General features: G+C 33.0%; 20 protein-coding genes. 17 read left to right on the forward strand and 3 right to left on the reverse strand.

The genetic code is table 11. The features are described 5' to 3' along the window. Positions 1-22 precede the first annotated feature (22 nt). Positions 23-574 (reverse strand): choline uptake/conversion transcriptional regulator CudC, encoded by a 552-nt coding sequence (cudC, locus tag AAA453_RS02655; RefSeq protein ID WP_427706077.1) that lies wholly within the window; start codon positions 572-574, stop codon positions 23-25. 202 nt (positions 575-776) lie between these two features. Here cudC and betB point away from each other — a divergent pair, with 202 nt between their 5' ends. The 4 genes from betB to AAA453_RS02675 all read left to right on the forward strand — a co-directional run bounded on the left by betB (position 777) and on the right by AAA453_RS02675 (position 5,390). Next, the gene (betB, locus tag AAA453_RS02660; RefSeq protein WP_069833103.1) at positions 777-2,270 is read left to right on the forward strand and encodes a betaine-aldehyde dehydrogenase; all 1,494 of its coding nucleotides are present in this window, start codon (positions 777-779) and stop codon (positions 2,268-2,270) included. Positions 2,271-2,329: 59 nt separating this feature from the next. Next, entirely contained in the window at positions 2,330-4,012 is a 1,683-nt protein-coding gene (gene betA, locus AAA453_RS02665) for a choline dehydrogenase (protein WP_427706079.1), read from the forward strand. A 253-nt stretch (positions 4,013-4,265) separates the two neighbouring features. Continuing rightward, positions 4,266-4,589, forward strand: coding sequence for a DMT family transporter (locus AAA453_RS02670; RefSeq protein WP_427706081.1), 324 nt, complete (start codon positions 4,266-4,268; stop codon positions 4,587-4,589). 225 nt (positions 4,590-4,814) lie between these two features. Then, complete coding sequence (locus tag AAA453_RS02675) at positions 4,815-5,390, forward strand: GNAT family N-acetyltransferase (RefSeq protein WP_427706083.1); 576 nt, start codon at positions 4,815-4,817, stop codon at positions 5,388-5,390. Positions 5,391-5,458: 68 nt separating this feature from the next. Here AAA453_RS02675 and AAA453_RS02680 read toward each other — a convergent pair whose 3' ends face one another. Further along, positions 5,459-7,621: a bifunctional glycosyltransferase/CDP-glycerol:glycerophosphate glycerophosphotransferase gene (locus AAA453_RS02680; RefSeq protein ID WP_427706085.1), complete on the reverse strand. Its 2,163-nt coding sequence runs from the start codon at positions 7,619-7,621 to the stop codon at positions 5,459-5,461. Positions 7,622-8,132: 511 nt separating this feature from the next. Between AAA453_RS02680 and AAA453_RS02685 the strand changes: the two genes are divergently transcribed. The 3 genes from AAA453_RS02685 to AAA453_RS02695 all read left to right on the forward strand — a co-directional run bounded on the left by AAA453_RS02685 (position 8,133) and on the right by AAA453_RS02695 (position 10,760). Further along, positions 8,133-8,576, forward strand: a complete 444-nt coding sequence (locus AAA453_RS02685; RefSeq protein WP_069816593.1) for a GNAT family N-acetyltransferase — start codon at positions 8,133-8,135, stop codon at positions 8,574-8,576. Between the two features lie 234 nt (positions 8,577-8,810). After that, the gene (locus AAA453_RS02690; RefSeq protein WP_069816595.1) at positions 8,811-9,437 is read left to right on the forward strand and encodes a nitroreductase family protein; all 627 of its coding nucleotides are present in this window, start codon (positions 8,811-8,813) and stop codon (positions 9,435-9,437) included. Between the two features lie 180 nt (positions 9,438-9,617). Continuing rightward, positions 9,618-10,760 carry a CapA family protein gene (locus AAA453_RS02695; RefSeq protein WP_427706087.1) on the forward strand — a complete coding sequence of 381 codons (1,143 nt, stop codon included), beginning with the start codon at positions 9,618-9,620 and terminating at the stop codon, positions 10,758-10,760. A 94-nt stretch (positions 10,761-10,854) separates the two neighbouring features. Here AAA453_RS02695 and AAA453_RS02700 read toward each other — a convergent pair whose 3' ends face one another. Then, positions 10,855-11,796: a nucleoside hydrolase gene (locus tag AAA453_RS02700; RefSeq protein WP_427706089.1), complete on the reverse strand. Its 942-nt coding sequence runs from the start codon at positions 11,794-11,796 to the stop codon at positions 10,855-10,857. A gap of 365 nt (positions 11,797-12,161) precedes the next feature. Between AAA453_RS02700 and AAA453_RS02705 the strand changes: the two genes are divergently transcribed. The 10 genes from AAA453_RS02705 to argB all read left to right on the forward strand — a co-directional run bounded on the left by AAA453_RS02705 (position 12,162) and on the right by argB (position 25,136). Further along, positions 12,162-13,559, forward strand: a complete 1,398-nt coding sequence (locus AAA453_RS02705; RefSeq protein WP_069817789.1) for an MFS transporter — start codon at positions 12,162-12,164, stop codon at positions 13,557-13,559. 288 nt (positions 13,560-13,847) lie between these two features. Continuing rightward, positions 13,848-15,395 carry a hypothetical protein gene (locus AAA453_RS02710; protein ID WP_427706091.1) on the forward strand — a complete coding sequence of 516 codons (1,548 nt, stop codon included), beginning with the start codon at positions 13,848-13,850 and terminating at the stop codon, positions 15,393-15,395. Positions 15,396-15,446: 51 nt separating this feature from the next. Next, positions 15,447-16,613, forward strand: coding sequence for an ABC transporter permease (locus AAA453_RS02715; RefSeq protein ID WP_427706093.1), 1,167 nt, complete (start codon positions 15,447-15,449; stop codon positions 16,611-16,613). Further along, positions 16,610-17,533 carry an ABC transporter permease gene (locus AAA453_RS02720; RefSeq protein ID WP_427706095.1) on the forward strand — a complete coding sequence of 308 codons (924 nt, stop codon included), beginning with the start codon at positions 16,610-16,612 and terminating at the stop codon, positions 17,531-17,533. The genes AAA453_RS02715 and AAA453_RS02720 overlap by 4 nt, the downstream gene beginning before the upstream one ends. A 10-nt stretch (positions 17,534-17,543) precedes the next feature. Further along, positions 17,544-18,209, forward strand: a complete 666-nt coding sequence (locus AAA453_RS02725; RefSeq protein ID WP_427706097.1) for an ABC transporter ATP-binding protein — start codon at positions 17,544-17,546, stop codon at positions 18,207-18,209. Positions 18,210-18,420: 211 nt separating this feature from the next. Continuing rightward, the gene (locus AAA453_RS02730) at positions 18,421-19,758 is read left to right on the forward strand and encodes a gluconate:H+ symporter (protein WP_069817794.1); all 1,338 of its coding nucleotides are present in this window, start codon (positions 18,421-18,423) and stop codon (positions 19,756-19,758) included. A 1,076-nt stretch (positions 19,759-20,834) separates the two neighbouring features. Then, on the forward strand, positions 20,835-22,022 hold the full coding sequence (rocD, locus tag AAA453_RS02735) for an ornithine--oxo-acid transaminase (RefSeq protein WP_069817795.1): 1,188 nt from the start codon (positions 20,835-20,837) through the stop codon (positions 22,020-22,022). Positions 22,023-22,069: 47 nt separating this feature from the next. Further along, positions 22,070-23,101: an N-acetyl-gamma-glutamyl-phosphate reductase gene (argC, locus tag AAA453_RS02740; RefSeq protein ID WP_427706099.1), complete on the forward strand. Its 1,032-nt coding sequence runs from the start codon at positions 22,070-22,072 to the stop codon at positions 23,099-23,101. A gap of 22 nt (positions 23,102-23,123) precedes the next feature. Beyond that, positions 23,124-24,362, forward strand: a complete 1,239-nt coding sequence (gene argJ, locus AAA453_RS02745; RefSeq protein ID WP_069833115.1) for a bifunctional glutamate N-acetyltransferase/amino-acid acetyltransferase ArgJ — start codon at positions 23,124-23,126, stop codon at positions 24,360-24,362. A gap of 12 nt (positions 24,363-24,374) precedes the next feature. After that, entirely contained in the window at positions 24,375-25,136 is a 762-nt protein-coding gene (gene argB, locus AAA453_RS02750; protein WP_427706101.1) for an acetylglutamate kinase, read from the forward strand. The last annotated feature ends 462 nt before the right edge of the window (positions 25,137-25,598 follow it).

Below are 25,598 nucleotides of genomic sequence, written 5' to 3' on the forward strand. Positions count from 1 at the left end.
CTCTGAAATAATGAAATAAGTGTTATTTCTTATTTTCTGGAATAGGGAAGTATTTAAATATTTCGCCACTTTCGATTGCTTGGCCCAAATTATCTAACCAATCATAGTAAGGCAATGTATCAATTAATTGTGCTTTGACTTCGCTAGCTTCTGTCTTTGTAGCTGCATCAGCATTTTTGTCATTGATGACCTTATCAAGGATAGCTACTGATTCATGAACAGCCTCAGAGTTAATTACAATTTCTCTTTTCCATTTGCGGGTAAAGAAGTTACTAAAGAAATTGAAAAAGTCTTTTTCAGCAATGAAATGTTGTTTTCTACTGCCACGTGTAAACTGTTGTTTGACAAGATCGAATTCTTGGAGTCTTTTAACTCCAGCGCTCATACTAGGTTTGCTCATTTGTAGTTGTTCACGCATTTCATCTAACGTCATGCTGTCTTCAAAGAGCATAGTACCAAATAAATTACCTACACTTCTGTTAATCCCGTATAGGTCCATCGTTTCACCAATTGCGTTGATGACAATGTCTTTAGCTTCATCCAATTGCTTATCAGGGTTGTTTGAATGTACCACGATGTACACCTCCGATAAATTTTTATACAAATTCAAGCTATTGATGATTAAGGAATTCAAAATAACTATATTTTTATAATTATACAAATCCATAACCAGCTTATAACTAAACTCGTTTGACACCCTTTCGATTACTATGCTAACATAAAGCTTGTAAAATTCGTTAAATAAAAATTTAACAAACTTAACGGAGGTAATTTTCATGGAACTTTTAAATCAATTATCTCGTCGTCAATATATTGATGGTGAGTGGGTAAATAGCTCGAACGAAGAAACAAGAAAAATTATTAATCCATATAACCAAGAAGTCATTTTTGAAGTCGCAGAAGGTACTTCAGAAGATAGTGAACGTGCCATTTTAGCTGCAAGAAATGCATTTGAAGGCAGTGAATGGTCTCAAGAAACAAGTGAATCTAGAGGTAAAAAAGTAGGCGCAATTGCTGACTTAATCGTAGAACACCGTGAAGAATTAGCAAGACTTGAGACATTGGATACAGGTAAAACATTAGAAGAATCATATGCGGACATGGACGACATTGCGAATGTATTTCATTATTTTGCTGGTTTAGCTGATAAAGATGGTGGCGAAATGATAGATTCACCAATTCCTAATACTGAAAGTAAAGTGATAAAAGAACCAGTAGGTGTTGTCACACAAATCACACCATGGAACTACCCTTTACTACAAGCTTCATGGAAGATTGCTCCAGCATTAGTTACAGGCTGTACGCTAGTTATGAAGCCAAGTGAAATCACACCGCTAACAACAATTCGTGTATTTGAATTGATGGAGGAAGTTGGCTTCCCTAAAGGTGTTATTAACTTAGTCTTAGGTAAAGGTTCTGAAGTAGGAGAGCCGTTATCATCTCATAAAGAAGTAGACCTAGTATCTTTTACAGGTGGTATTCAAACAGGGAAACATATTATGAAACAAGCTGCTAACCACGTAACGAATGTTGCATTAGAGCTTGGTGGTAAAAATCCTAATATTATTTTTGATGATGCTGATTTTGATCTTGCAGTCGATCAAGCTTTGAATGGTGGTTTTTTCCATGCAGGCCAAGTATGTTCTGCAGGCGCAAGAATCTTAGTACACAACGATATCAAAGATAAATTCGAAACAGCTTTAGTTGAAAGAATTAAAAATATTAAATTAGGTGATGGATTTAATCCAGAAACTGAAATGGGTCCAGTTATATCAGCTGAACACAGAGAAAAAATAGAAAAATATATGGAAGTTGCAAAATCAGAAAACGCAACGATTGCTATTGGTGGTAAAAGACCAGAACGTGAAGACTTACAAGATGGCTTCTTCTTTGAACCAACTGTCATTACAGATTGTGATACTTCAATGCGTATTGTACAAGAAGAAGTATTTGGTCCAGTGGTAACAATTGAAGGCTTTTCAACAGAAGCAGAAGCAATCGAACTAGCAAATGATTCAATTTATGGTCTAGCAGGTGGCGTATTCACTTCAGATATCGGTAAAGCTGAACGTGTTGTAAATAAATTGAAGATGGGTACAGTTTGGATTAATGACTTCCACCCATACTTTGCACAAGCACCATGGGGTGGTTACAAACAATCAGGTATTGGTAGAGAACTTGGTAAAGAAGGCTTAGCAGAATATCAAGTTGAGAAACATATTCTACGTAATACGAACCCAGAGCCAGTAAATTGGTTTGGTAAACAATAGGTGATTTACACACAAATATAAAATATTAATAATTAAAAATTTAGGAGGTTTTATCAAAAATGAAAAAATCATATGATTATATCATTATTGGTGGTGGGAGTGCCGGTTCGGTACTTGGTGGCCGTTTAAGTGAAGATGCGTCTAATGAAGTACTTGTATTAGAAGCTGGACGTAGTGACTATTCATGGGATTTATTAATCCAAATGCCAGCAGCATTAATGTATCCAGCAGGAAATAAACTATATGACTGGATTTATGAAACAAATGCAGAACCACATATGGGTGGCCGTAAAGTTGGACATGCGCGTGGTAAAGTATTAGGTGGTTCAAGTTCAATTAACGGTATGATTTATCAACGTGGTAACCCATTAGACTATGAAAAATGGGCGCAACCAGAAGGCATGGAATCATGGGACTATGCCCATTGTTTACCATACTTTAAACGTTTGGAAACAACATTCGGTTCTACTAAAGATGATCAGTATCGTGGTCACCACGGTCCAATTAAATTGAGACGTGGACCTGCTAAAAACCCGTTATTCCAAGCATTTTTCAATGCTGGTGTTGACGCAGGTTATAATAAAACACCAGACGTTAATGGTTTCCGTCAAGAAGGCTTTGGACCTTTTGATAGTCAAGTGCATAATGGTAGACGTGTATCAGCGTCAAGAGCTTACTTGCATCCAGCTATGAAACGTAAAAACTTAGACGTACAAACGCGTGCATTTGTAACTAAATTAAATTTTGAAGGTAATAAAGTAAATGGTGTAACATTCAAGAAGAATGGTAAAGAACATACAGTGAATGCGAAAGAAGTTATTTTATCAGGTGGCGCAATTAACTCTCCACAATTATTACAATTATCTGGTATTGGTGATTCAGAACACTTACGTTCAGTTGGTGTTGAACCTCGTTTACATTTACCAGGCGTAGGAGAAAACTTTGAAGACCATTTAGAAGTATACGTGCAACATGCATGTAAACAACCAGTTTCAATGCAACCTAGCCTTAATAAGTTGAAGATGCCATTCATTGGCTTGCAATGGATTTTAGGTCGTAAAGGTGCAGCAGCATCTAACCACTTCGAAGGTGGTGGATTTGTACGTTCAAATGACGAAGTAGATTATCCAAACTTAATGTTCCACTTCTTACCAATTGCAGTAAGATACGATGGGACTAAAGCGCCACATGCTCATGGTTACCAAGTACACGTAGGTCCAATGTATTCTAACTCTCGTGGTTACTTGAAGATTAAATCTAAAGATCCATTTGAAAAACCAGATTTCGTATTTAACTACTTATCTACTGAAGAAGATAAACGCGAATGGGTTGAAGCCATCAAAGTAGCTAGAAACATCTTGTCTCAAAAATCTTTAGATCCATTTAATGGTGGAGAAATTTCTCCAGGACCTGAAGTACAAACAGATGAAGAAATTATTGAATGGGTTAAACGTGATGGCGAAACAGCATTACACCCATCATGTAGCTGTAGAATGGGACCAGCATCAGACGAAATGTCAGTTGTTGATCCTGAGACATTCAAAGTACATGGTATGGAAAACTTACGTGTTGTAGATGCATCTGTAATGCCGCGCACTACAAACGGAAATATCCACTCACCTGTATTAATGATGGCAGAAAAAGCATCAGACATTATCCGTGGTAAAAAACCTATGGAACCAGAAAACGTTGATTTCTATCGTCATGGTGTACATGACAAAGATGCAGGAACAGTAAAATAAAAGCAATGAACCAATCTATATAATTTAAAAACAGCAACTGGTGAAGTCATAAATTTAATGATTTTCACCAGTTGCTTATTATTTGTAGCTGTTAAAATGATACTGCTTTAGAGTTGTAAATTACAAAGAGAACTATTGATCCAATAGTTAAATAGGACTTTGATATTGATTAAATGGAAGTAGCGTGATTGGTAAAAGCGTTAATATAAAAACGATTAACTTTCCAAGTGCTTCGATTTAGGGAAGGAGTATTATGGCTTATTTATATTTATTGATTGCTATTATTACTGAAGTAACAGGCACTGTTTCACTTAAGGCTTCTGAAGGTTTTAGTAAATTATACCCAAGTTTATCAGCAATCATCTCATTTATGATTTGTTTTTATTTTTTTAGTTTAGCTATGAAATATCTACCGTTAGGCTTAAGTTACGCCACTTGGGCTGGTTTGGGATTAGTACTAAGTACAGTACTCGCAGTCGTTTTATTTAATGAAAACCTAAATCTCACAGGCATCATAGCAATCGTGTTTATACTCATAGGTATTGTATTGTTGAACACGATAGGTGTTTCAAAATAAGGAAGTATAGATTTGAATATCATCCTAGATAAGCATAGATATTTTCACTGTCACCAAAAGTGTATAACTTTTTGGTTGGCAGTTTTTTTATATTTTTCATAAATTTATAATGTGCATAATTGATAAGTTTTTATTTGAAGTTGTAATAGGTGTTTTTATGATGAGAATAAGGCTATTATAAACATAAGTTGATATAACAAATTTAAAGATGTGGGGTGTGGCAGAATGGAAAATATTAAAGTACAAATGGTGAGAACACAGTTAGATGACATACCACAGTATGATGTGCCTAAAGGTTTTGTCATTAGGAAATTTCGTAAAGGCGATGAAAAATTATGGGCTTATATAGAAACGCTAGCAGGTGAGTTTACAACTGAGGACATGGCATTAGAAAGGTTTGATAAAGAGTTTGGAGATCATGTAACAGAGATGGAACAACGTTGTATCTTCATTGAAAATGAAGAGCAGGAAGTTGTAGGCACGACTACTGCATGGTATGGCTATTTAGGTGATGATAGTCAAATGATGGGGAGAATTCATTGGGTTGGTATCATACCAGCATATCAAGGCAAAAAGTTATCTAAGCCATTACTTAGTGCAGCAATGAATATTTTAGCGTTACATCATAATAAAGCTTATTTAACTTCACAAACGATAAGTTATAAAGCCATCAATATGTATCTTGAGTTTGGTTTTAAACCTGTACAATTAGACGATAATTATCACAGAGCTTGGCAGTTATTAGCTCAAAAATTAAATGAAAATAGGGGTGGAAACAAGCAATCAAAATTTGAAATTTGATTGCTTGTTTCCACCCCATAAGGCTAATTTAATAAAGGAATACAAGCGCTGAAACGCTTGTATAAAAACTACTCGTCTTGTTGACCAGTAATTAAATCAGAAATTGCTTTAGACGATTTACCATCTTCTAATGAACAAAAGTCATTATAGAAAGTGTCGATTTTATCTTTGTAATCTACTTTTACCTGGTCTAAGTTTTTCAAATCATCAGCTAATTTATAAGCATCTTGATAAATTGGACCTGGTAAATCTTTATGATAATCAAGATAGAAACCACGTAAATCTTGACCGTATTTATCTAAATCATAAGCGAAAAAGAACTGTGGTCTTTTTAGTACGCCGTAATCAAACATGACTGACGAATAATCTGTGATTAAACAATCTGAAATCAAGTATAATTCAGAGATGTCACTGTAATTTGAAACGTCAATTGCAAACTCTTCATAACCTCTTAAATCGAGGGCATTAGAAATTAGGTAATGCATTCTTAATAAAATCACATATTCGTCACCTAATTGTTCATGTAAGTTATCTAAGTCTATTTTCAAATCAAACAAGTATTTACCTTTTTTAACAAATTCATCATCTCTCCATGTAGGAGCGTACATAATCACTTTCTTATCTTCAGGTAAATTTAAGTTTTCTTTGATTTCTTGAAGATAGGCTTCGTCTTGTGAACGATTAACTAAAACGTCATTTCTAGGATAACCAATTTCTAGAATTTGTTCTGGGTTCATCCAGAATGCTGTTTCAAATATTTTTGATGAATAAGCATTTGGTGAAACGAGATAATCCCAACGATTTGTTTCTTCTCTGAAGTTGCGTTTATAACGATCTGTTGTTGTTCCAGGCATACGAATGACTTTCATATCGTTTGCCAAGCGTTTTAATGGCGTACCGTGCCAAGTTTGGATATAGACTTGGTTAGGCTTTTTATTTAGAAACAGTGGGAGCCTAGCATTTGATACCCAATATTTTGCTCTAGAATAAGCATCATAGTATGCTTTAGAATTTTTTCGAACCTTTTTTGCTGGGCCTGGTATTTGTATGCTGTCAGGCTTTTTTAATACCCATATAAATTCATAATTCGGATGATGTTTCATCATATATTCATAAACATATTTAGGACTATCGCTGTAATTTTTACCACCAAAAGCTTCAAATACAATTGTTTTTGGATTAACTTTATTTTCAGAATCTGTCAATTGGTAAAGTGCACGATGTTTATTTTTTCTGCGTAAAACAACATTTTTAGCTAATCTTGCTTTATTTCTAAGCTGATTAATTTTAAATGCTGATTTTCTCTTATTAAACATAAGCATGAGTGCTTCAGCGATAAATAAAGGTTTTTCATTTTTGAAAATTGTAGGAAAGAGTTGTCTTGTAACGCTTGGTAATAACTCACTATTTTGTTCATATCTTTCAGGTGTTTTTCTCAACGAAGGCTCAAACGAATATTTAAATAAATTTTTCATTTTATTTTTTATGAAACGTTTGTTTTCTTTTAAAGGTGCGCGTTGGATAGAATCTGAAAAACTATAAACATAATCGTTGAAGACGATGCCGAAATCTTGTTTAGATAACCTTGGTTTTAAGAATGGGTCATAAACTTCGCCTTTGATATAAAATGGGAAGCGACTCACACGTACAAAACCGTTTGAGTATTTTATGAAATCTAATATGAAAGACCAGTCAATAAAGACATCTAAGGCTTCATTAAATTGTAAATTATGTCCACGTGCGATAGCCGTTTTAAAGACAATATTACATGCTGAATTTTTGCGTAAAAATTGATTTGATTTAGTTTTCGTATCTAAATAGTCTACACGCACTAAGTCTTGGTCTATATATTGTGGTATATCAAGTGTAAATGAATGTATTGGTGAAATAAGTGCGTCAAATTGATTTATTTTTTTCATATAAAATGCAAGTGCATAAGAAGCTAAATAATCATCTGAATCAATGAATATAAAATATGGTGCATCTACTTCTTGCATGGCAATATTTCTTGCATGTGCATGACCTGTATTTTGTTGTAAATCAATTTCTTTTATTGGTATATCCCAATTTGCAATACTTTGTGTTGCGATTGTTTTTGAATTATCAGTTGAACCATCATTAACTAAAATTAACTCAAAATCTTGAAATCTTTGTTTTTTAAGACTAGTTAAACATCTTTCTATATAGTCTTCTGAGTTGTAATAAGTCACTATGACAGATATAGACTTCATTATTTATTCCCTCTTTTTAAAAAATTTTCTCTTTATATTTTGATATAAGGTAGAATATATCGAACTTTTTATAATATTTTCAACTATTGATAATAGCGTTGTAAGTTATTGAAATGCTCTATTAAAAAAACAATGGTTGTCAATCATCGGATGATCTGTTGATTGTAAAGCATCCATTGTATCATGTACAGTATTCACATTTGAAAAATAGGTATTTGTATATTACAAAAACCATCTTAATAATATAGTGAAGCCGCCTGTAATTAATGGTATATAGATAAAGTCACTATCCTATTTTACTATAAAAATACAATATATCCAGTAGTTAATAAGAATTCTATTGATATTAAAGTTGTCAGACGATAAAGTTTTTATTGTGCAAAGTCTTGAAATTAATTTCTTTTGATTTAGGGTATTGTCAAAGTAATAAAAATTATTTGAAATGTAAAGTGATATAACAATGATTGTAAGTATTTACAATGAAAGTGTGTTGAAGAAAGGGTGCATAATAATGACAATTAGAAAAGCAAACCAAGAAGAATTGAAAATAATCAATGAGACGATACCGACTGTATTTAAAGAAGCAATAACAGCAGACTTTGACTTATCAGATCATGCGATGAGATCAGTGTCAAAACAGTTAATAAGCGAAGGTGCTGAATATTATGTATTAATAGAAGAATCACACATGAAAGGTTTCGTACTTATAGATGACAAAACAGATTATTTTATTCAAGAAGAGTATGGATTTATATATGAGTTGTATGTATTTGATGAATATAGAAGACACGGGGTCGCTGAAGAATTAATACAATTTGTCGGCGAGTATTTTAAAGCGAAAAATATCAAAGAAGTAAGGCTGAATGTTTTTGCGAATAACTTTGCTAAAAAATTATACGAAAAAATGGGTTTTTGTGATAGAAATATAACGATGTCTATGCAAATAACAGATTAGAACAACTTGTGATTTTGCACTCGTGAAGTTTAAGTGAATGAATTGTATTTAATTAAAAAGAGTATAATAGATTTTTTGAAAAACGTATCCTTATATTAAGTTTCTGATGAAGTATTGTTCATGATTATTTAAGTTCTCGTTACTATTTATTTCATTCTCAAACAGATGATTTGTAAATATAAATAAATTGAGTATAATTTGATTTTGTTAAAAATAGTTAAGGAGAAATGAATAATGATTAATAACGACTTTGAAGATATAGTAATGAATAGAAAATCTGTAAAACTTTTTGATGAGCAAGTTAAAATACCAACTTCAGAAATGGATGAAATGATTCAAAAAGCAACAAAAGCACCGTCATCAGTGAATATGCAACCATGGCGCTTTTTAGTTGTAGAAAGTGATGAAGGTAAAGATAAATTACGTCCACTTATACGTTTTAATACACGTCAAAATGATACTTCGTCCGCAATGGTAGTTATCTTTGGGGATATGCAAAGTCATGAATACGGTGAAGAAATCTATAGTAACGCTGTTAAGCAAGGGTTAATGCCCGAAGATGTGAAAGATGAATTGCTTGGGAAAGTATTACCTTTCTATAGAAGTTTAGAAAAAAGTGAAATGAACGATATTATAAAAATTGATGGTAGTCTAGCTGCTATGCAATTCATGTTAGTTGCCAGAGCTTATGGTTATGATACGAATCCAATAGGTGGATTTGAAAGTGATCAAATAGCAACAACCTTTGATATAGATTCAGAACGTTATGAACCTGTCATGATTATAGCGATAGGAAAAGCAAAAAATCCTGCTCATGGTTCATATCGTTTACCAGCAGAAACAATTACTAAGCACGTATAATATTATAAGCTGAATCCAATTGGGGCTGAGACATAAATTTATGTCTGAGCCCCAATTATTATATTGTTAAAGAAGTTTGAGTTTATTGTAAATACTCTATAATAAATTGAGATATTTAATTATAATAGAATTAATATATGTAATATGAATGTTTTTTGAAATGGTCAAAGGGGGAAAGCTATGTGGAAATATAAAATAATGATGACACTGTTATTTACTGTTTTTATATTTTTTAGTGGACTATGCTTGCAAGACCAAAAGCAATTAGTAGATAAAATTTCATTTTATGCAGTTGGAGATAATTTAATCCATCCAGTAGTTTATCAGGATGCATTACAAGATGATAATAGTTTCGACTTTAAACCTATGTATGAATACTTACAAGAAGACATTAAATCTGCGGATATTTCGTATATAAATCAAGAATCACCAATTGGTGGAGATGAAAAAGGATTTTCAGGCTTCAAACAATTTAATACGCCGACGGATATAGCGGATGATATCGTTGATGTGGGGTTTGACATCGTTAATGGTTCGAATAACCATGCGCTTGATCAAGGGACCGATGGATTGCTGAATGAGATAAATTTATGGGGAAAATTTGACGATATTTTATATACTGGCGCGTTTAATTCACAAAAAGAGAGAAACCATATACCCGTTGTTGAGAGGAATGGAATCAAAGTTGCACTATTAAGTTATACATATGGCACAAATGATATTTCTCCTGAAAAACCGTATCATATCAACTATTTTGATGAAGCTCAGATTAAAAAAGATGTAGCGAAAGCTAAAACACAAAGTGATGCGGTTATTGTGTCGGCACATTGGGGAAGTGAAGGTAAACATAAACCAACGCGCAAACAGAAAAAATATGCTGAAGTATTTGCAAATGCAGGAGTAGATGTTGTAATTGGGACACATCCTCACGTCATCCAACCTATAGAATGGGTAGAAGGTAAAGACAATCATAAGACACTTGTAGCTTATTCCCTGGGAAATTTTTTGAATGGGCAAACTACTGGTGATGAAAGTAATGTATTAGGGGGTAATATTCGTTTTAATATTGAGAAATTGCCCAAGGGTGTAACGATTAAAGATGTTAAATGGCAATCTTTAATTACGCATTATGAAATAGCTCATCCGCTAGATGACAACACAAGACATAGTTTTAAAATGTATCCACTCAAAAGATACGATGATAAGTTAGCAAAACGACACGCATTAAGCTATGATCACGAAAATGACGTTACGAAACAGCGTTTAGAAACAATTACTAAAGATGTCATCGATAAACAATATTTAACTCCGGATAGTTACTAATATATGTGTCTGTTAATAATATTTAATGAGTAGAGGGATCTTCCAAAAATTGGAGATCCCTCTTTTTTATATTAGTAAAACTAGTATTTACTTTTTAACGTATGACTTTTTTAGCTAAATCAGTGATGTATTTGAAGAAAGCATCATGTTCAACGTGGTCAACAACTGAAATAGCTCTACCATTTAAGTTGTCAATATACGTTTGGCCTTGGCTGGCACCTTCAGTATGTACAGATACATTTACGCTATGTTGGTGAACGAGTTCAGGCATGCCAATGTAAGCTGTTGTTAATACATCCCATAAGAAGTAAGTAGAATTCGTTTGGAAATGTGTTAATGGTGGGACAGCAGCATAGCTTACACCTAAGAAATCTACACCAGGATAATGACGTTCGTTAGCCCATGCTTGTCTAACATCCCATGTCATAGGCACTTGATTCGTGCTTTCTAAAGCTACCATTTCTATTTTGATATCCGTATCAAACACAATTTGAACAGCTTCAGGATCCCAAAAAGCATTCCATTCAGCTGTACCATCATGTTCAGGTTCTTCTACATTACCTTTATCTAAAAATGTACCACCCATCCACACAAGGCGGTCGATATTCTGAACAATAGTAGGCTCTACTGTGATAGCTTTGGCTAAATCTGTTAAGGGTCCTGTAAAAAGTAAAGTGACTTTTTGAGAATGGTCTTGTAATTTATCTATAATATCTCGGTAAGCAGGCTGTTTTAATAACAAAGATTGTTGGTTTGATGATTCGTTTAAAATAGGTAATGCATCCATAAAAAATGCATGCATTCGCCAATCTTTTGGAAAAGGATGTTTACCACGTTCTTTTGAAGCGGCCACATGTATTGGTTGGTCGGAGAAGCGGTTAATTATTTTTTGAGATGCACTTACTGCTGGTTCGATATAACTATCTGCGCCAATTGCGCTTACACCAATAAGCTCTACATCATCCATTTGTATTAAAAGAAATAAAGAGATGAGGTGATCTACGCCGCCATCATGGTTAAAATAAATTTGTTTCATAACTTGAGTGCCTCCATATGTTCATTTTTATGAGGCTATTATACCAAAGAAATCAATATGTTTCGTTCTGAATAATTAATTTAAGAATGATTTTTGAGTTGTAAAAAGTATTTATATAACATAATGTGATTTAAAATGAATTAATTTTATCTAATTGATCTTATTTTTTAATCCATGAAGTCCAATGCTATGGTAATTATAATAAATATAGAGAATAAAGTAGGGTGCTGTATCGTTTTGATATATAAGTATTTATGCATTTTAAACGCAAAATACATGGAACATTAAATTTAAATTGTTTAAAAATTTGTGCACAGGTTATGTTATGTTATATTGATAGACAAAAATTAAGGGGTGTTTTTTTTGTGAAGTTTAAAAAAGAAAAAGTTAATAGGGTAGATTCCGATCAAGCTAAAAAAAGTGTGGTTGCCACAGGTATTGGTAACGCAATTGAGTGGTTTGACTTCGGGCTATATGCGCAATTAGCGGTAGTTATAAGTGCCAATTTCTTTGGTAATTTACCGCAAGAGATGCAAATTGTATCTACATTTGCTGTATTTGCTTTTGCATTTATAGTACGACCGATTGGTGGTATCTTCTTCAGTCATATAGGGGATAAATATGGACGGAAAGTTGTATTATCATCAACAATATTACTTATGGCAGCTTCAACATTGATGCTTGGGTTACTACCAACGCAAGATCAAATCGGTATATGGGCGCCAATTCTATTACTTGTAGTACGTATGATTCAGTCATTTTCAACTGGTGGAGAGTACGCTGGTGCGATGACGTACATAGCAGAATCATCACCAGATAAAGCACGTGGTAAGTTAGGTAGTGGACTAGAAATTGGTACACTCGCAGGTAGTATTATGGCGGCAGTTCTAGCTGGTCTTATGTATGCATTGTTAAGCGATCAACAAATGGCAGACTGGGGTTGGAGAATTCCATTTATCCTTGCTGCGCCATTAGGTATTGTAGGTATCTTCTTGCGTACAGGATTAGACGAAAGTCCTGCTTATGAATCGACATTAGAAGAACAAGAAGAATTAGAATATTCTTATTTAGATATATTTAAATATTATTGGAAAGATATCATCGTTTGTTTCGCTGGTGTAGCATTCTTAAATGTGGCTAACTACATGGTGCTATCCTTTATGCCATCGTACTTAAACTCAACCATTAACTTAGGGGGCACCATGAGTTCTATACTGAGTACAGTCACGATGTTAGTAATGATACCAGCCGTATTTTTCTTTGGTTGGTACAGTGATAAAGTTGGTAATAAGAAGACGATTTTATTTGGTTTAATTGGCTTTAGTTTATTCTCTGTGCTTGCTTTCTGGCTCATGAGTATTCCAATGATACCAGTCGTTATCTTAGGATTATTTATCATCGCACTATTCATGTCTACATTTGAAGGCGTAATGCCATCAGTGTTACCAAGTATGTTCCATACAAAAGTGAGATTACGTACCTTGTCACTTGTTTATAATATCGGTGCTGCAATATTTGGTGGTTTGACACCATTTATTCTATCAATGTTAGTACAAACGACAGGTCAAGAAATTTCACCTTCATATTATTTGATGTTTATTAACGTCATCGGACTTATTATTTTCTTAACAATGTTTAAATCAACATCAAATAAATCATTGAGAGGAAATTATCCAAACGTTGAAAACCAAGAAGATTATGAAGACGTCATTCAAAATCCTAAAGATGCACTTTGGTGGGAAGATGAAGTTAAAAAAGATTAATAAAGTGAATTATAAGAATTAAATAATTTCGAAAGGACGCAATGCTTATTCATGGGCATTGCGTCTTTTTTATGTGATGAATCTATAAGAGTGATTTGTAATAATTTGTACAATCGTTAATTAAGCACAATATATTGCACTTAATTAAATAATATCATTGGTATAAAAAGTATAAATATATAATTTAAAAATATGTAAAAAATTATAAAAATTATCAAATTAATTAATTAATATTATAAGTTTTGTGATATTATAAAAGAAATAAAAGTTTATGGGAGGTTGGACGATATGTCAAAGACAGTGAAGATTGTCATAGCAGTCGTTATTGGGGTGTTACTCGTTGTTGGGATAGGTGGTGCAGCTACTTATTATTTCATGAAAAATTCACCGAAGAACACATATTTATTAAGTGAGCAAGAAACCGCTAAGCAAATGCAAGAATACGCTGAGGACCGTTTTGAAAATGAATTTAAATTTCAAGACAAAATGAAAGATGAGTCATATTTAATTAGTTTAGATGCAAGTGCAGATGTACCAGAGAAATTACTTAAATCATCTGATATACCAAAATCTGCAATAGATGCTTCTGGGTTAGGATTTAAAATGGGACATGATCCAGAGAACGAAAAGTCAGTACTAGCATTAAACCCTACTGTAGCCGACAATGAAATTGGGGAGTTTCAATGGGCAGCAGATAAGGACAATCAATATTACTCAGCACCAATTTTAGATGATGTTTACAAAGCTAAAAATGATGAACTCGTAGATGTTTATGAAAAATTAACGGGTGAAACAGTGGATAGTTCATCAACTAGTTCGTCAAGCAGTTTTTCAAGTAGTTCATCAAGTATGAACAGCAACAATTCAGCAATCACGAATGATACATTGAATTTAAATTCTCTATTATCTGGTACACAAATTTCACAAGAAAAAGTTGAGAAAATTAGTGAACGCTATAGTGAATTAATTATCGATAAACTTGATGATGATAATTTTGAAAAAGAAGACGATAAGATCGATGTGGATGGCGAAGAGAAAGATACGAATAAAGTAACAATGAATATTAGCAAAGCTGAAACGAAATCAATTTTGACAGCAGTTTTAGAAAAAGCTAAAGAAGATAAAGATATTAAAGGCATTGCAGAAGACCAATTTAATGCTGAAGAATATGATGATTCAATTGATGAAGCTTTAGAAGAAGTGAAAGATGCTGATAAAGATGAATTCCCAAGTATTAAATCTGTAATATGGGAAGATGATAATCAAATTCTTAAACGTGATTTAAGATTGAAAGATAACAGCGGTGCTGAAATTAAATTAGAGGGTACAAGTCTAATCGAGGATGACAAGTTAGTTATGGATTATAACGTATCTGCTGATGAGGCTAAGATTTCGCTTAAAGGTGAGTCAACAAAAGATGATGATAAGTATGAAGATAAATATACTTTAGGTTTTGATGATGGTATTAAAGAATCAGATATCAAAGTTACAAATAAAGAAACAGTGGACGGTAACAAACGTACTGATAAAGGCGATGTCGAAATCAGTGCAAACTACGATGAAACTACAATTGAATATGAAAATAAATTAGAGACTGATGTGAAGAATAATTCACAGAAACAAGATCTCGACATTACTACAGAAGTTCAATATGAACCTGTTACAGTTAACATCAAAGGCGAAACTAAACTTAAAGAAGACATTAAGTTTGATAAAGCTGGTGCGAAAGACTTAAATACAATGTCTAAAAGTGACTTCAGTAAATTACAAAAAGAAATTTCTGATAATGCTGGAGACATCTTGAAAGATGTTGTGAAAGATCTTGAAGATAAATAAGCATTGCAAGAATTTAAACTAAACTAAAATATTAATGAAAGGAGTGGTTAAATGAGAACATTACAATTGTTTCGCATTTACCACTCTTTTTTATTGAAAAAATGGCATTTATTTTTATATTTAGTGTTAATTATCATTGGTTTGTTTTCAACCTTACTTGTCATACAACAATTTAATCAAGATGATTCCAAATTTAGAATTGGTGTTGTAGATCGCGATCAATCGACAGAAACTGCATTAATACTTAAATCGATGGGCGATGGGACAAACTTAGGCAAAGATATTAGTATCAAGCGCTATAATAAACACGAAGCACACCAATTGTTAAAAGCTCAGAAGTTAGAAGGATACTATGTGTTTGAAAAAGGAATGACTAAGTCATTTTATAAAAATGGTAACTTGCCTATTTCAGTTTATACATATGATAAACAATCGACTAAAAGTTTAGTTATTAATCAATTAACAGGTTCAGTGTACAATCGACTCATGTTGTCTATGGGTGGGGGACTCGCTTATACATCACTTGCAGAGGATGCAGGAAAAGAAGACACGATGCTTTTATTAACAGACTTATTGTTTACAGGGTTAAATCGTACAGGTGGATTTGATTATAAACCTGTACAAATATACGATACTGCGAGCTATTATGTGATAACCGGCTATTTAGCGTCTATTTTTATCTTCGCTTTATCATTATTTTCAATTTTAAAAATGAATCAAGTAACAGCACTGAAATCTAGGTTAAGTATGTATCATTTTTCATTTGAGAAACTGACGCTTATTCGAAGTTTATTTACATTATTTTATACAAGTATCTGGGCTGTAGTTGGCTTGTTTTGGATGCTCAATGTATTGCCGAATGATTTTGAAAGCTACAATTGGTCTACTGTAGTGATTCAACTCATATATTATATCTTGATGTTGATAATCTGGCTGACGATTATTGATTTAATATCATCTAAATGGATGAATTATATTTTGAAAAGTATATTCAGCATTATCATATTGTTACTATCAGGTCTAATCATACCTACTATATATTTCAAGCATTTATTCAATGGTATTTTCACGGTACAACCATTTAGTTTTGTAACAAATCAAATGTTGGAAATCATATTAAATAATTACATTTTAGAAACGCCGCTCATGTTTTATATTAGCTTTCTATTATCATTTGTTGTATTAATATTTGTCATTGTTGGGAGGTATCGTAAATGATTCAACCTTACCTTTTTATCGTAATTGTAAAACAGTGGAAACAATACGTGTTACTAGCGCTACTATTATTATGTACCTTATTAGCGGTGTGGGGCGTATATAAGACACTCAATCAATCGTTTCAAATACCAGTGGCAGTCCAAGATCAAGAACGTTCGTCAGCATCTAAAAATTTGATTGAAGCTATAGATGGCAATGAATTTGTGCAAGTAGAGCATGTGCCGCTTGAGGAAGCATACATTGAGGAACGCGTTACTAGAAAAGAAGCGGTAGTCAGTTTGCAAATACCAGAAAATTATAGTGACAAGTTGCATAGTAATCATTTAAAAGATGCACTAACCCTATATGGCAGAGATGACTTTATTGGAGATATTACGTTAGAAATGATTAGTCGTTCTTTGTATGAACAGCAAATACCTAATATAGTGAAGTCGCACTTAGAAGATAATGATCAAGATACTTCGTTAAAAGCAGTTAATAGAAAATTAAATCAAGAAACACCAGAATCAAAGATTGCGCATTATGTTATTAATCACAGTTCTAATACTTCTATATCATTAAGTATTGTCTTTGCAATTTTATTATGCGTCAGCAGTGTTCAAATTGTGTTACATCAAAGATTGAAACAAAATGGTGCGCTGGCAAGACTGTTTATGTTCCGCTATAGTCGCCTTAAATTGTTTGGCACATATGTTATTGCACATACTATGATATTAATGGTTTTATTAAGTGTGACAGCAGTCGTGTTTCAGCAAAATTTATCGTTGATGTTTTATGTGAAATCGCTATGGGTTATTTTAATTTATGAATTAGGCGTAGCTTGGCTATTATTTAAAGTAAATACATTAAGTCATAGACTATTTATGACACTTATATATGCACTGGTGATGGGTTTAATTTATATCTTCATACAATTATAGGAGTGATAAGATGATAGAATTACAAAATATCAAAAAACATTACCGTAGTAAAAGCATCTTTGAATCGCTAGATATGACATTTGAAGATAAACAGTTAACTATTTTACTTGGTGAAAATGGGGCTGGAAAATCCACTTTGTTAAGAATGGTTTCAGGATTAGAGGAAGCGGATTATGGCAATATTACTTACTTTGGTGACCAAGTTGCAAAAAAGCAACTTCAAGATATGATCGGTTATGTACCTCAAGATATTGCGTTATTTGAACACATGACAGTAAATGAAAATATCAATTGCTTTAAGGCATTATGCAAAAATCCTATAACCGAAGACACGATAAACCAGTATGCTTCCCAACTTCATTTAACAGATAGAACAGTTGCTGTGTCGAAACTATCAGGTGGCACGAAAAGAAAAGTGAATGTATTAATAGGACTTTTAAGCAACCCGCAAATATTAATATTAGATGAACCAACTGTAGGTATAGATTTGAAATCAAGATATGATATTCATAGCTTGCTCAATAAAATGAAAGCACAATGTCTGATTATATTAACCACACATCATTTAGACGAAGTAGAAGCGTTAGCAGATCGCATTAAAGTGATCGGCACTGATCCGTTCTATAGAGATATTCTGAAAGATAAGCAATGGCATTTTGATACGTATCATAAATAAAATTAAAAAGCATATCCGTTATTGTTATAAAGCGACTTATATACAGTGACGGGTATGCTTTTATTTTTATATTAATATGTTGAATACCTTTTGAGAAATTAAATTAAATGCAATTTTTAAATAACAACGTTGTTATTTTTAATTAAATCTATTATAATTAGGAATTGTGAATTCGCTTTCATAAGTTATTAAGGGATGGGAGGACATGAAATTGTCATTTTTAAGCGAACATCTACCACTCATTTCACTCGTAATAGGGGTTGCCTTACTATTATTCTTAAATATTAAGCTCAAAATCAATAGTATTCTAGCACTCATTTTTTCAGCAATAGTGGTTGGTTTTATAAACGGGATGAAACCTGTTGCAATATTAGACACGATTAAAGAAGGATTAGGATCAACGTTAGGAAGTCTTGCACTTATTATTGGATTTGGTGCAGTACTTGGTAAATTAATGGTGGATTCAGGTGCAGCACAACGCATTGCATCAACACTTATAAATAAATTTGGTGCTAAACATGTGCATTGGGCATTAATTATTGTAGGTGCTGTATTTGGGATTTCTGTATTTTATGAAGTGGCATTTATGATTTTAGCACCATTAGTAATTAGTATTGCTGTGGAAGCAAAAACACCATTTATGAAGTTAGCTATTACTATGGTTGCTGCCACGACACTATCTCATAGTATATTCCCACCTCAAGCAGGGCCAACTGCACTTGTAGATGCTTACAATGCAGATATGGGTATGGTTTATATATTAGGCATTATTGTCTTTGTACCTAGTGTAATTATGGCTGGTGTTGTATTGCCTAAGTTTATGAAGAAAATGGATTACCCAGTACCTCCGTTATTAAAAAAGAACAAGGTTTTTTCTGAAAGTGAAATGCCAAGTTTTGGAATGAGTTTATTTATACCACTTATTCCTGCTATTTTAATTTCTATTTCAACAATTCTAAGTTTATTTATAACTGAAGATACATTATTACATGAAGCTGTGACATTTATAGGAAGTGCAGAAATCAGTCTTATTATTGCTATTTTAACTGCTATTGTTATCTTCGGTCTTAGAAAAGGTAAAAATATGGATGACATGATGAAGACATTTGAAACTGGCTTGAAAGGTGTTGCAACGATTATATTCATAGTCGGTGCAGGTGGTGCGTTCAAAGAAGTTATATTAGAAGCTAATGTTGGGAACTATATAGCAGACATTATGAAAGATACTAATATTTCACCACTTATCATGGCTTGGCTCATTACAGCGTTAATTCGTATTGCTACTGGGCAAGGTGTAGTTTCAGCGATTACTGCAGCAGGTATTGTAGGACCACTGATCCCTACATTTAACGTAAGTCCAGTGCTTATGGTTCTTGCTACTGCGGTAGGTAGTAATACCATTACACACGTAAATGATGCTTCATTTTGGCTATTTAAAGAATACTTTAATATTTCAATAAAAGACACTTTTAAAACATGGGGCGTCTTATTATTGACGACATCAATTACTGGATTAATTGTTGTTCTAATACTAGATTTATTTATGTAATCACCTTACTAAAAGCATAATTATATATTTGAGTAACATCATAAAAAGCAGTATCTGAATGGATTAAACACAATTCCTTGTAGATACTGCTTCATTTGTGTATAAATACAATAAAAAAGTAAAATAAGGGTAAATTTGTGATTTGAAAGGCGATGAATTGGCTGAAAGTGTTGGTGTTACAACGTTTGAAGGCCATTAAGCGTAAAAGTGATATTTAATGTGAATATACTTTTAATGAATAAATGAGTAACATCGTAAAATGACACGCTATGGACTTTATCTATAGGACTGAAGGCGAATGAATTGTGCCATATCTTTATACATTAAGTAAGCCTAATTTGTATAAAGATACTTTTATATACAGTTATTACCGATTGAAAAGTCGATTTGACTTGAGTTTTTATATGCGTATAATAACTTCGTATACAAGAGTTTGTATAAAAAGTGCATTCGCCTTGTTTTGAACGTAAAATAAATTAGCAAGCACGCAAATAAAATGGTAGCAGTTTATGAATTATTTTATACTTTGTAAGCGTTGCTTTCTTATTGTTAACAAGTAACGTTAAATATTGTATTAACGAGATTTATTCCCCGCATGATTTCATATCTAATTATTAAAATTTGATACAGCATTTTACGGCGAAGTTTATCTTTTTAAATGTACTAAGCAAATCAATAAAGATTAAAGCTAAAATTTACGTAAAAAACATAATTCTAAAATAGTAAATGAAAAATCTTAGATAGTGATAATTAATATTAAGCAAACTAAGTGAAAAGTAAACTTAGTTTGCCTTTTTATGAAAATAATAGAGCGGTACTACCATGAAATAATTACATAACAAATTTTTTACAAGCCAACAGGCACCAAGTCATACAACATATATACATTCTGTAGTTTGACATCGCAGTATTTAAAGAAATGTTAAATCTGTATATAATTTGTAAAAAGGCTTTAAAACAATCGTTTATTTAATTATTATTTTAATTAGTCTTTGACTAATTGTAAAATTACGTGTATGATTTATGGATATTAATTCAAAATTTAGAATATTTATAGAAAAGGGATGAGGGTTTCGATGAATGATTTATTTGCACTAACAGATCAATACAGTTCGAACAATTATAGCCCACTTAAACTGGCTTTAACGAAAGGTCTAGGTGCTAAAGTTTGGGATGTTGAAGATAATAGCTACATTGATTGTATTTCAGGTTTTTCAGTCGTCAATCAAGGGCATTGTCATCCGAAAATTATAAAAGCATTTCAAGAGCAAAGCGAAAAAATAACTATGGTGTCACGTGCATTATATAGCGACAATTTAGGCAAATGGGAAGAGAAAATATGTTCCCTTGCCAATAAGGAAAAAGTGTTGCCTATGAATACAGGCACTGAAGCCATTGAAACGGCAATTAAGATTGCACGTAAATGGGGATCTGATGTTAAAGGTATAGCGGAAAACCAAGGCGAAATTATTGCAATGAATGGTAATTTCCATGGTCGTACACTAGGTGCCTTATCGCTATCTTCGCAAGAAAGTTATAAAAAAGGTTTTGGACCTTTGCTAGATAATATGCAATATATGGATTTCGGAGATATCACTCGCTTGAAATCACTCATTAACGAAAATACAACAGCAATTGTACTTGAGCCAATCCAAGGTGAAGGTGGCGTCAACGTACCGCCAGATTATTTCATCCAAGAGGTTCGAAACTTATGTGATGAACATAACGTTCTATTTATTGCAGATGAAATACAAGTTGGTCTTGGTAGAACAGGTAAGATGTTTGCAATGGAATGGGAAGGTGTAGAACCAGATATCTACTTATTAGGTAAGTCACTTGGTGGTGGTCTTTATCCGATCTCAGCAGTGTTAGCTAATGATGACGTGATGAAAGTACTTACACCTGGCACACATGGTTCGACATTTGGAGGTAATCCACTTGCATGTGCAGTATCAATGGCAGCATTAGATGTGTTAATTGATGAAAACTTAATCGAACGTTCTGCTGAACAAGGACAAAAATTACTTAACCATTTACAGCTGATAGACAGCAACATCATAAAAGATGTGAGAGGCAGAGGATTATTTATCGGCATTGAATTAACTGAACCAGCACAATCTTATTGTCAAGAGATGATTGAACAAGGTGTGCTATGTAAAGAAACACAAGGAAATATTATTAGACTTGCACCACCACTTGTTATTGAAGATGAAGACATTGATAAAGTTATAAAAGTAATAACAGAAGTTTTAGAAAAAAAGTAACGCATAACACTTAAAAAAGTTCGAATATTCAGAAAGGAATGAACGTCATGATAGAAGTTGGGATAGTAGGAGGAAGTGGTTATGGTGCGGTCGAATTAATTCGATTATTACAGCACCATCCAGATGTAAAAATTAAATATATCTTTTCACATTCTAAAGCGGATGAACCAATAAAAGAAACATTTCCTCACTTAACTCATTTAACGCATCGCTACGAGGCTTTAGACACTGAAACAGTTGACTGTGATGTGATGTTCTTTGCTACACCTTCAAATGTAAGTAAACATATAGCGCCTGATTTGGTAGAGAAAAATATAAAAGTCATCGATTTATCAGGTGATTTCAGATTAACTAATAGAGATGTCTATCAACAGTTTTATGGTGAAGCAGCTGCGACACAACAACAATTAGATGATGCAAATTATAGTATTGCAGAATGGTCTGAAGTAGATCAAAACAATACACAACTTGTAGCTAATCCAGGTTGTTTTCCTACTGCTACATTATTAGCGTTACATCCGTTAATAGATCAAAAAATAATTCAACAAGACTCAATTATTATAGATGCCAAAACAGGTGTTTCAGGGGCTGGAAGGTCACTGGCACAACACGTCCATTACGCTGAAATGAATGAGAACTTGAGTGCTTATGCGATTGGTAAACATAAGCATAAGCCTGAAATAGAACAGTATATCTCGCATTTAGCAGATGAAGATATCAAAGTAGTATTTACCCCACATTTAGTACCAATGACACGTGGCATACTTTCTACGATATATGTGAAGTTAAACAAGCAAACTACTAGCGAAGATTTACATGCAACTTTCAAGCAATATTATGATAGTAAACCCTTTGTACGCATTAGAGATTTAGGTAATTACCCTAAAACTAAAGAAGTATATGGTAGTAATTACTGTGATATTGGTATGTATGTTGACGAAGAAACACAAACAGCAGTGATTGTCTCTGTTATTGATAACTTAGTCAAAGGTGCAAGTGGCCAAGCGATACAAAATTTAAACTTAATGTATGGATTAAATGAAGCAACAGGGTTAATACAACTACCTGTATATCCGTAATATAAAAGAAAGGTGAGATGGGATGAAAGATATTGAAACGTTAGATACACTCAACCAATTGAAAATAGATTTACAAGGTGATGTAAGTTCTCCATTAGGTTTTATAGCTGGAGGCATGCATGTTGGATTAAGAAGAAAGAAAAAAGACTTTGGATGGATATACTCTACGACAGCAGCTGCAGCAGCAGGTACTTATACACTGAACCGTTTTAAAGCAGCGCCGTTAAAAGTTACTGAAGAAACGATTAAAAATAATCAATCGTTACAAGCCATTGTAGTGAATTCAGCAAATGCTAATTCATGTACTGGTGAAAAAGGTATTCAAGATGCCAAAGACACTCAAGCATGGGTAGCAGAGCATTTGAATTTATCCAAAGAGAGCGTAGGCGTTGCATCTACGGGCGTTATAGGATCGTTTTTACCTATGGATAAGATACAACATGGTACACAAAATGTCTTAAAAGAACAATATAATCAAAGCGAGTTTTTCAATCAAGCGATTTTAACAACGGATACATTTACTAAACATTTATCTGTGCAAGTTGAAATTGATGATATAACTGTAACAATTGGAGGAACAGCTAAAGGTTCAGGCATGATTCATCCGAATATGGCAACAATGCTGTCATTTATTACGACAGATGCCAAAATTGATGCGGACACGCTAGACAATTGTTTGAAACAAACGATTGATAACTCTTTTAATATGATTACAGTTGATGGAGATTCTAGTACAAACGATATGGTGCTTGGCTTAGCAAATGGACAAGCGAACCATAATAAACTCGATACGTTACACCCTGATTGGGAAAAGTTTGAATATGCATTAAATTTCGTGAGTCAGTATCTTGCTAAATCAATAGCTAAAGATGGTGAAGGTGCAACGAAATTAGTTACGGCTAAAGTTAAAGGTGCAAATGATGTTGCAGAAGCAAGAAAAATTGCTAAAAGTATTGTATCATCAAGCCTTGTGAAAACAGCAATTCATGGCGAAGATGCCAACTTTGGAAGAATCGTTACAGCAATGGGCTATGCTTCTGAAGACATAGAACCAAGTCAGACGAATGTTTCTTTATGTAATGTGCCTGTTGTTGAAGAAGGCATGTCAGTTGAATTTGATGAGTTACATTTAAAAAAACAATTAGAAGCAGATAACATTTATATTGAAGCATCAGTCGGTAATGGTGAAGGCGCAGCTTCGGCATATGGTTGTGACCTATCATATGAATATGTACGTATCAATGCTTCATATAGAACCTAAGGAGTGTGACCAATGAGCTATATTGTAATTAAAATAGGTGGCAGCACTCTGACAAATCTACATGATTCAACAATAGAAGACATTGCACTTTTAAGACAACAAGGATTTAAACCCATTATTGTACACGGCGGTGGACCTTTTATTAATGAAGCTTTGGAGCAACAAGGCGTGTCTACACAATTTAAAGATGGTTTGAGAGTAACAACGCGTGAAGTACTTGCAGTGACAAGTCAGACATTAATTGGATCAGTGAATCCAACGCTTGTTAGCAAAATTAATAAATCAGATATTCAAAGTATTGGTATAAATGGCGTAGATGCAAAATTATTTGATGTCATCCCATTAGACGATAAATATGGTTATGTCGGTGAACCTACAGATGTCGATACTTCTGTACTTGCTTCGTTAACAGAACAATTTGTACCAGTCATTGCATCTATAGGTCAACATAGAAGTACAGGGCAATTGTATAACATTAATGCAGATACATTAGCATATAAAATCGCACAATTTTTACAGGCGCCAATTTATCTATTAAGTGATATTCCTGGCGTCATCATTGATGAAAAAGTGCAAGCTACACTGAATGCTGAACGTATCAATCACTATATTGATCAAGCGTCAATATATGGTGGTATGATTCCTAAAGTTCAAGATGCGATTCAAGCGATTGAATCAGGCTGTGAAAAAGTAGTCATTGCTGCAGGTAATGAATCACATATTATTAAGAAATTACAAAGTGGTCAAAACGTTGGTACAACCATCCAACAATAGTACGACCAATCATATATTTAAAAAAAGGCTAACTATTTATTAACAATAAATAGTTAGTCTTTTTTAGCTTGGGAATCACCTCAAATCACTGCAATTTTTAAAAATACAAGTTCAATCATTCATTACAATGCTATATAATCGCCTATTATCCTCAGTTTCCCTAAATAAACCAAATACATCCATGAGTCTCAAATATCTTCTCAAAAGACCTCTATATCCCTTGAGGTGTTAATACCATATTTATCCTCGTCAATTATAAAATTTAAGCTAGCGTGATAATTATTTTTCTTATCAATTCTCACACCAAAGCTATCATAATCAAATGAATAATAAATATCATTTAAGTTATAATAATTTAAAATGAAATTGTAGGACAATTGAAAAAGTTTAAAATTATTTGTAAAACTGCTAAGATATGTGGCTCTAGGTTTCAAAGATTTAAATCATACTAAATATCTCGGA

The sequence above is a fragment of the Staphylococcus parequorum genome, from assembly GCF_039237145.1.
Lineage (GTDB): Bacteria > Bacillota > Bacilli > Staphylococcales > Staphylococcaceae > Staphylococcus > Staphylococcus equorum_A.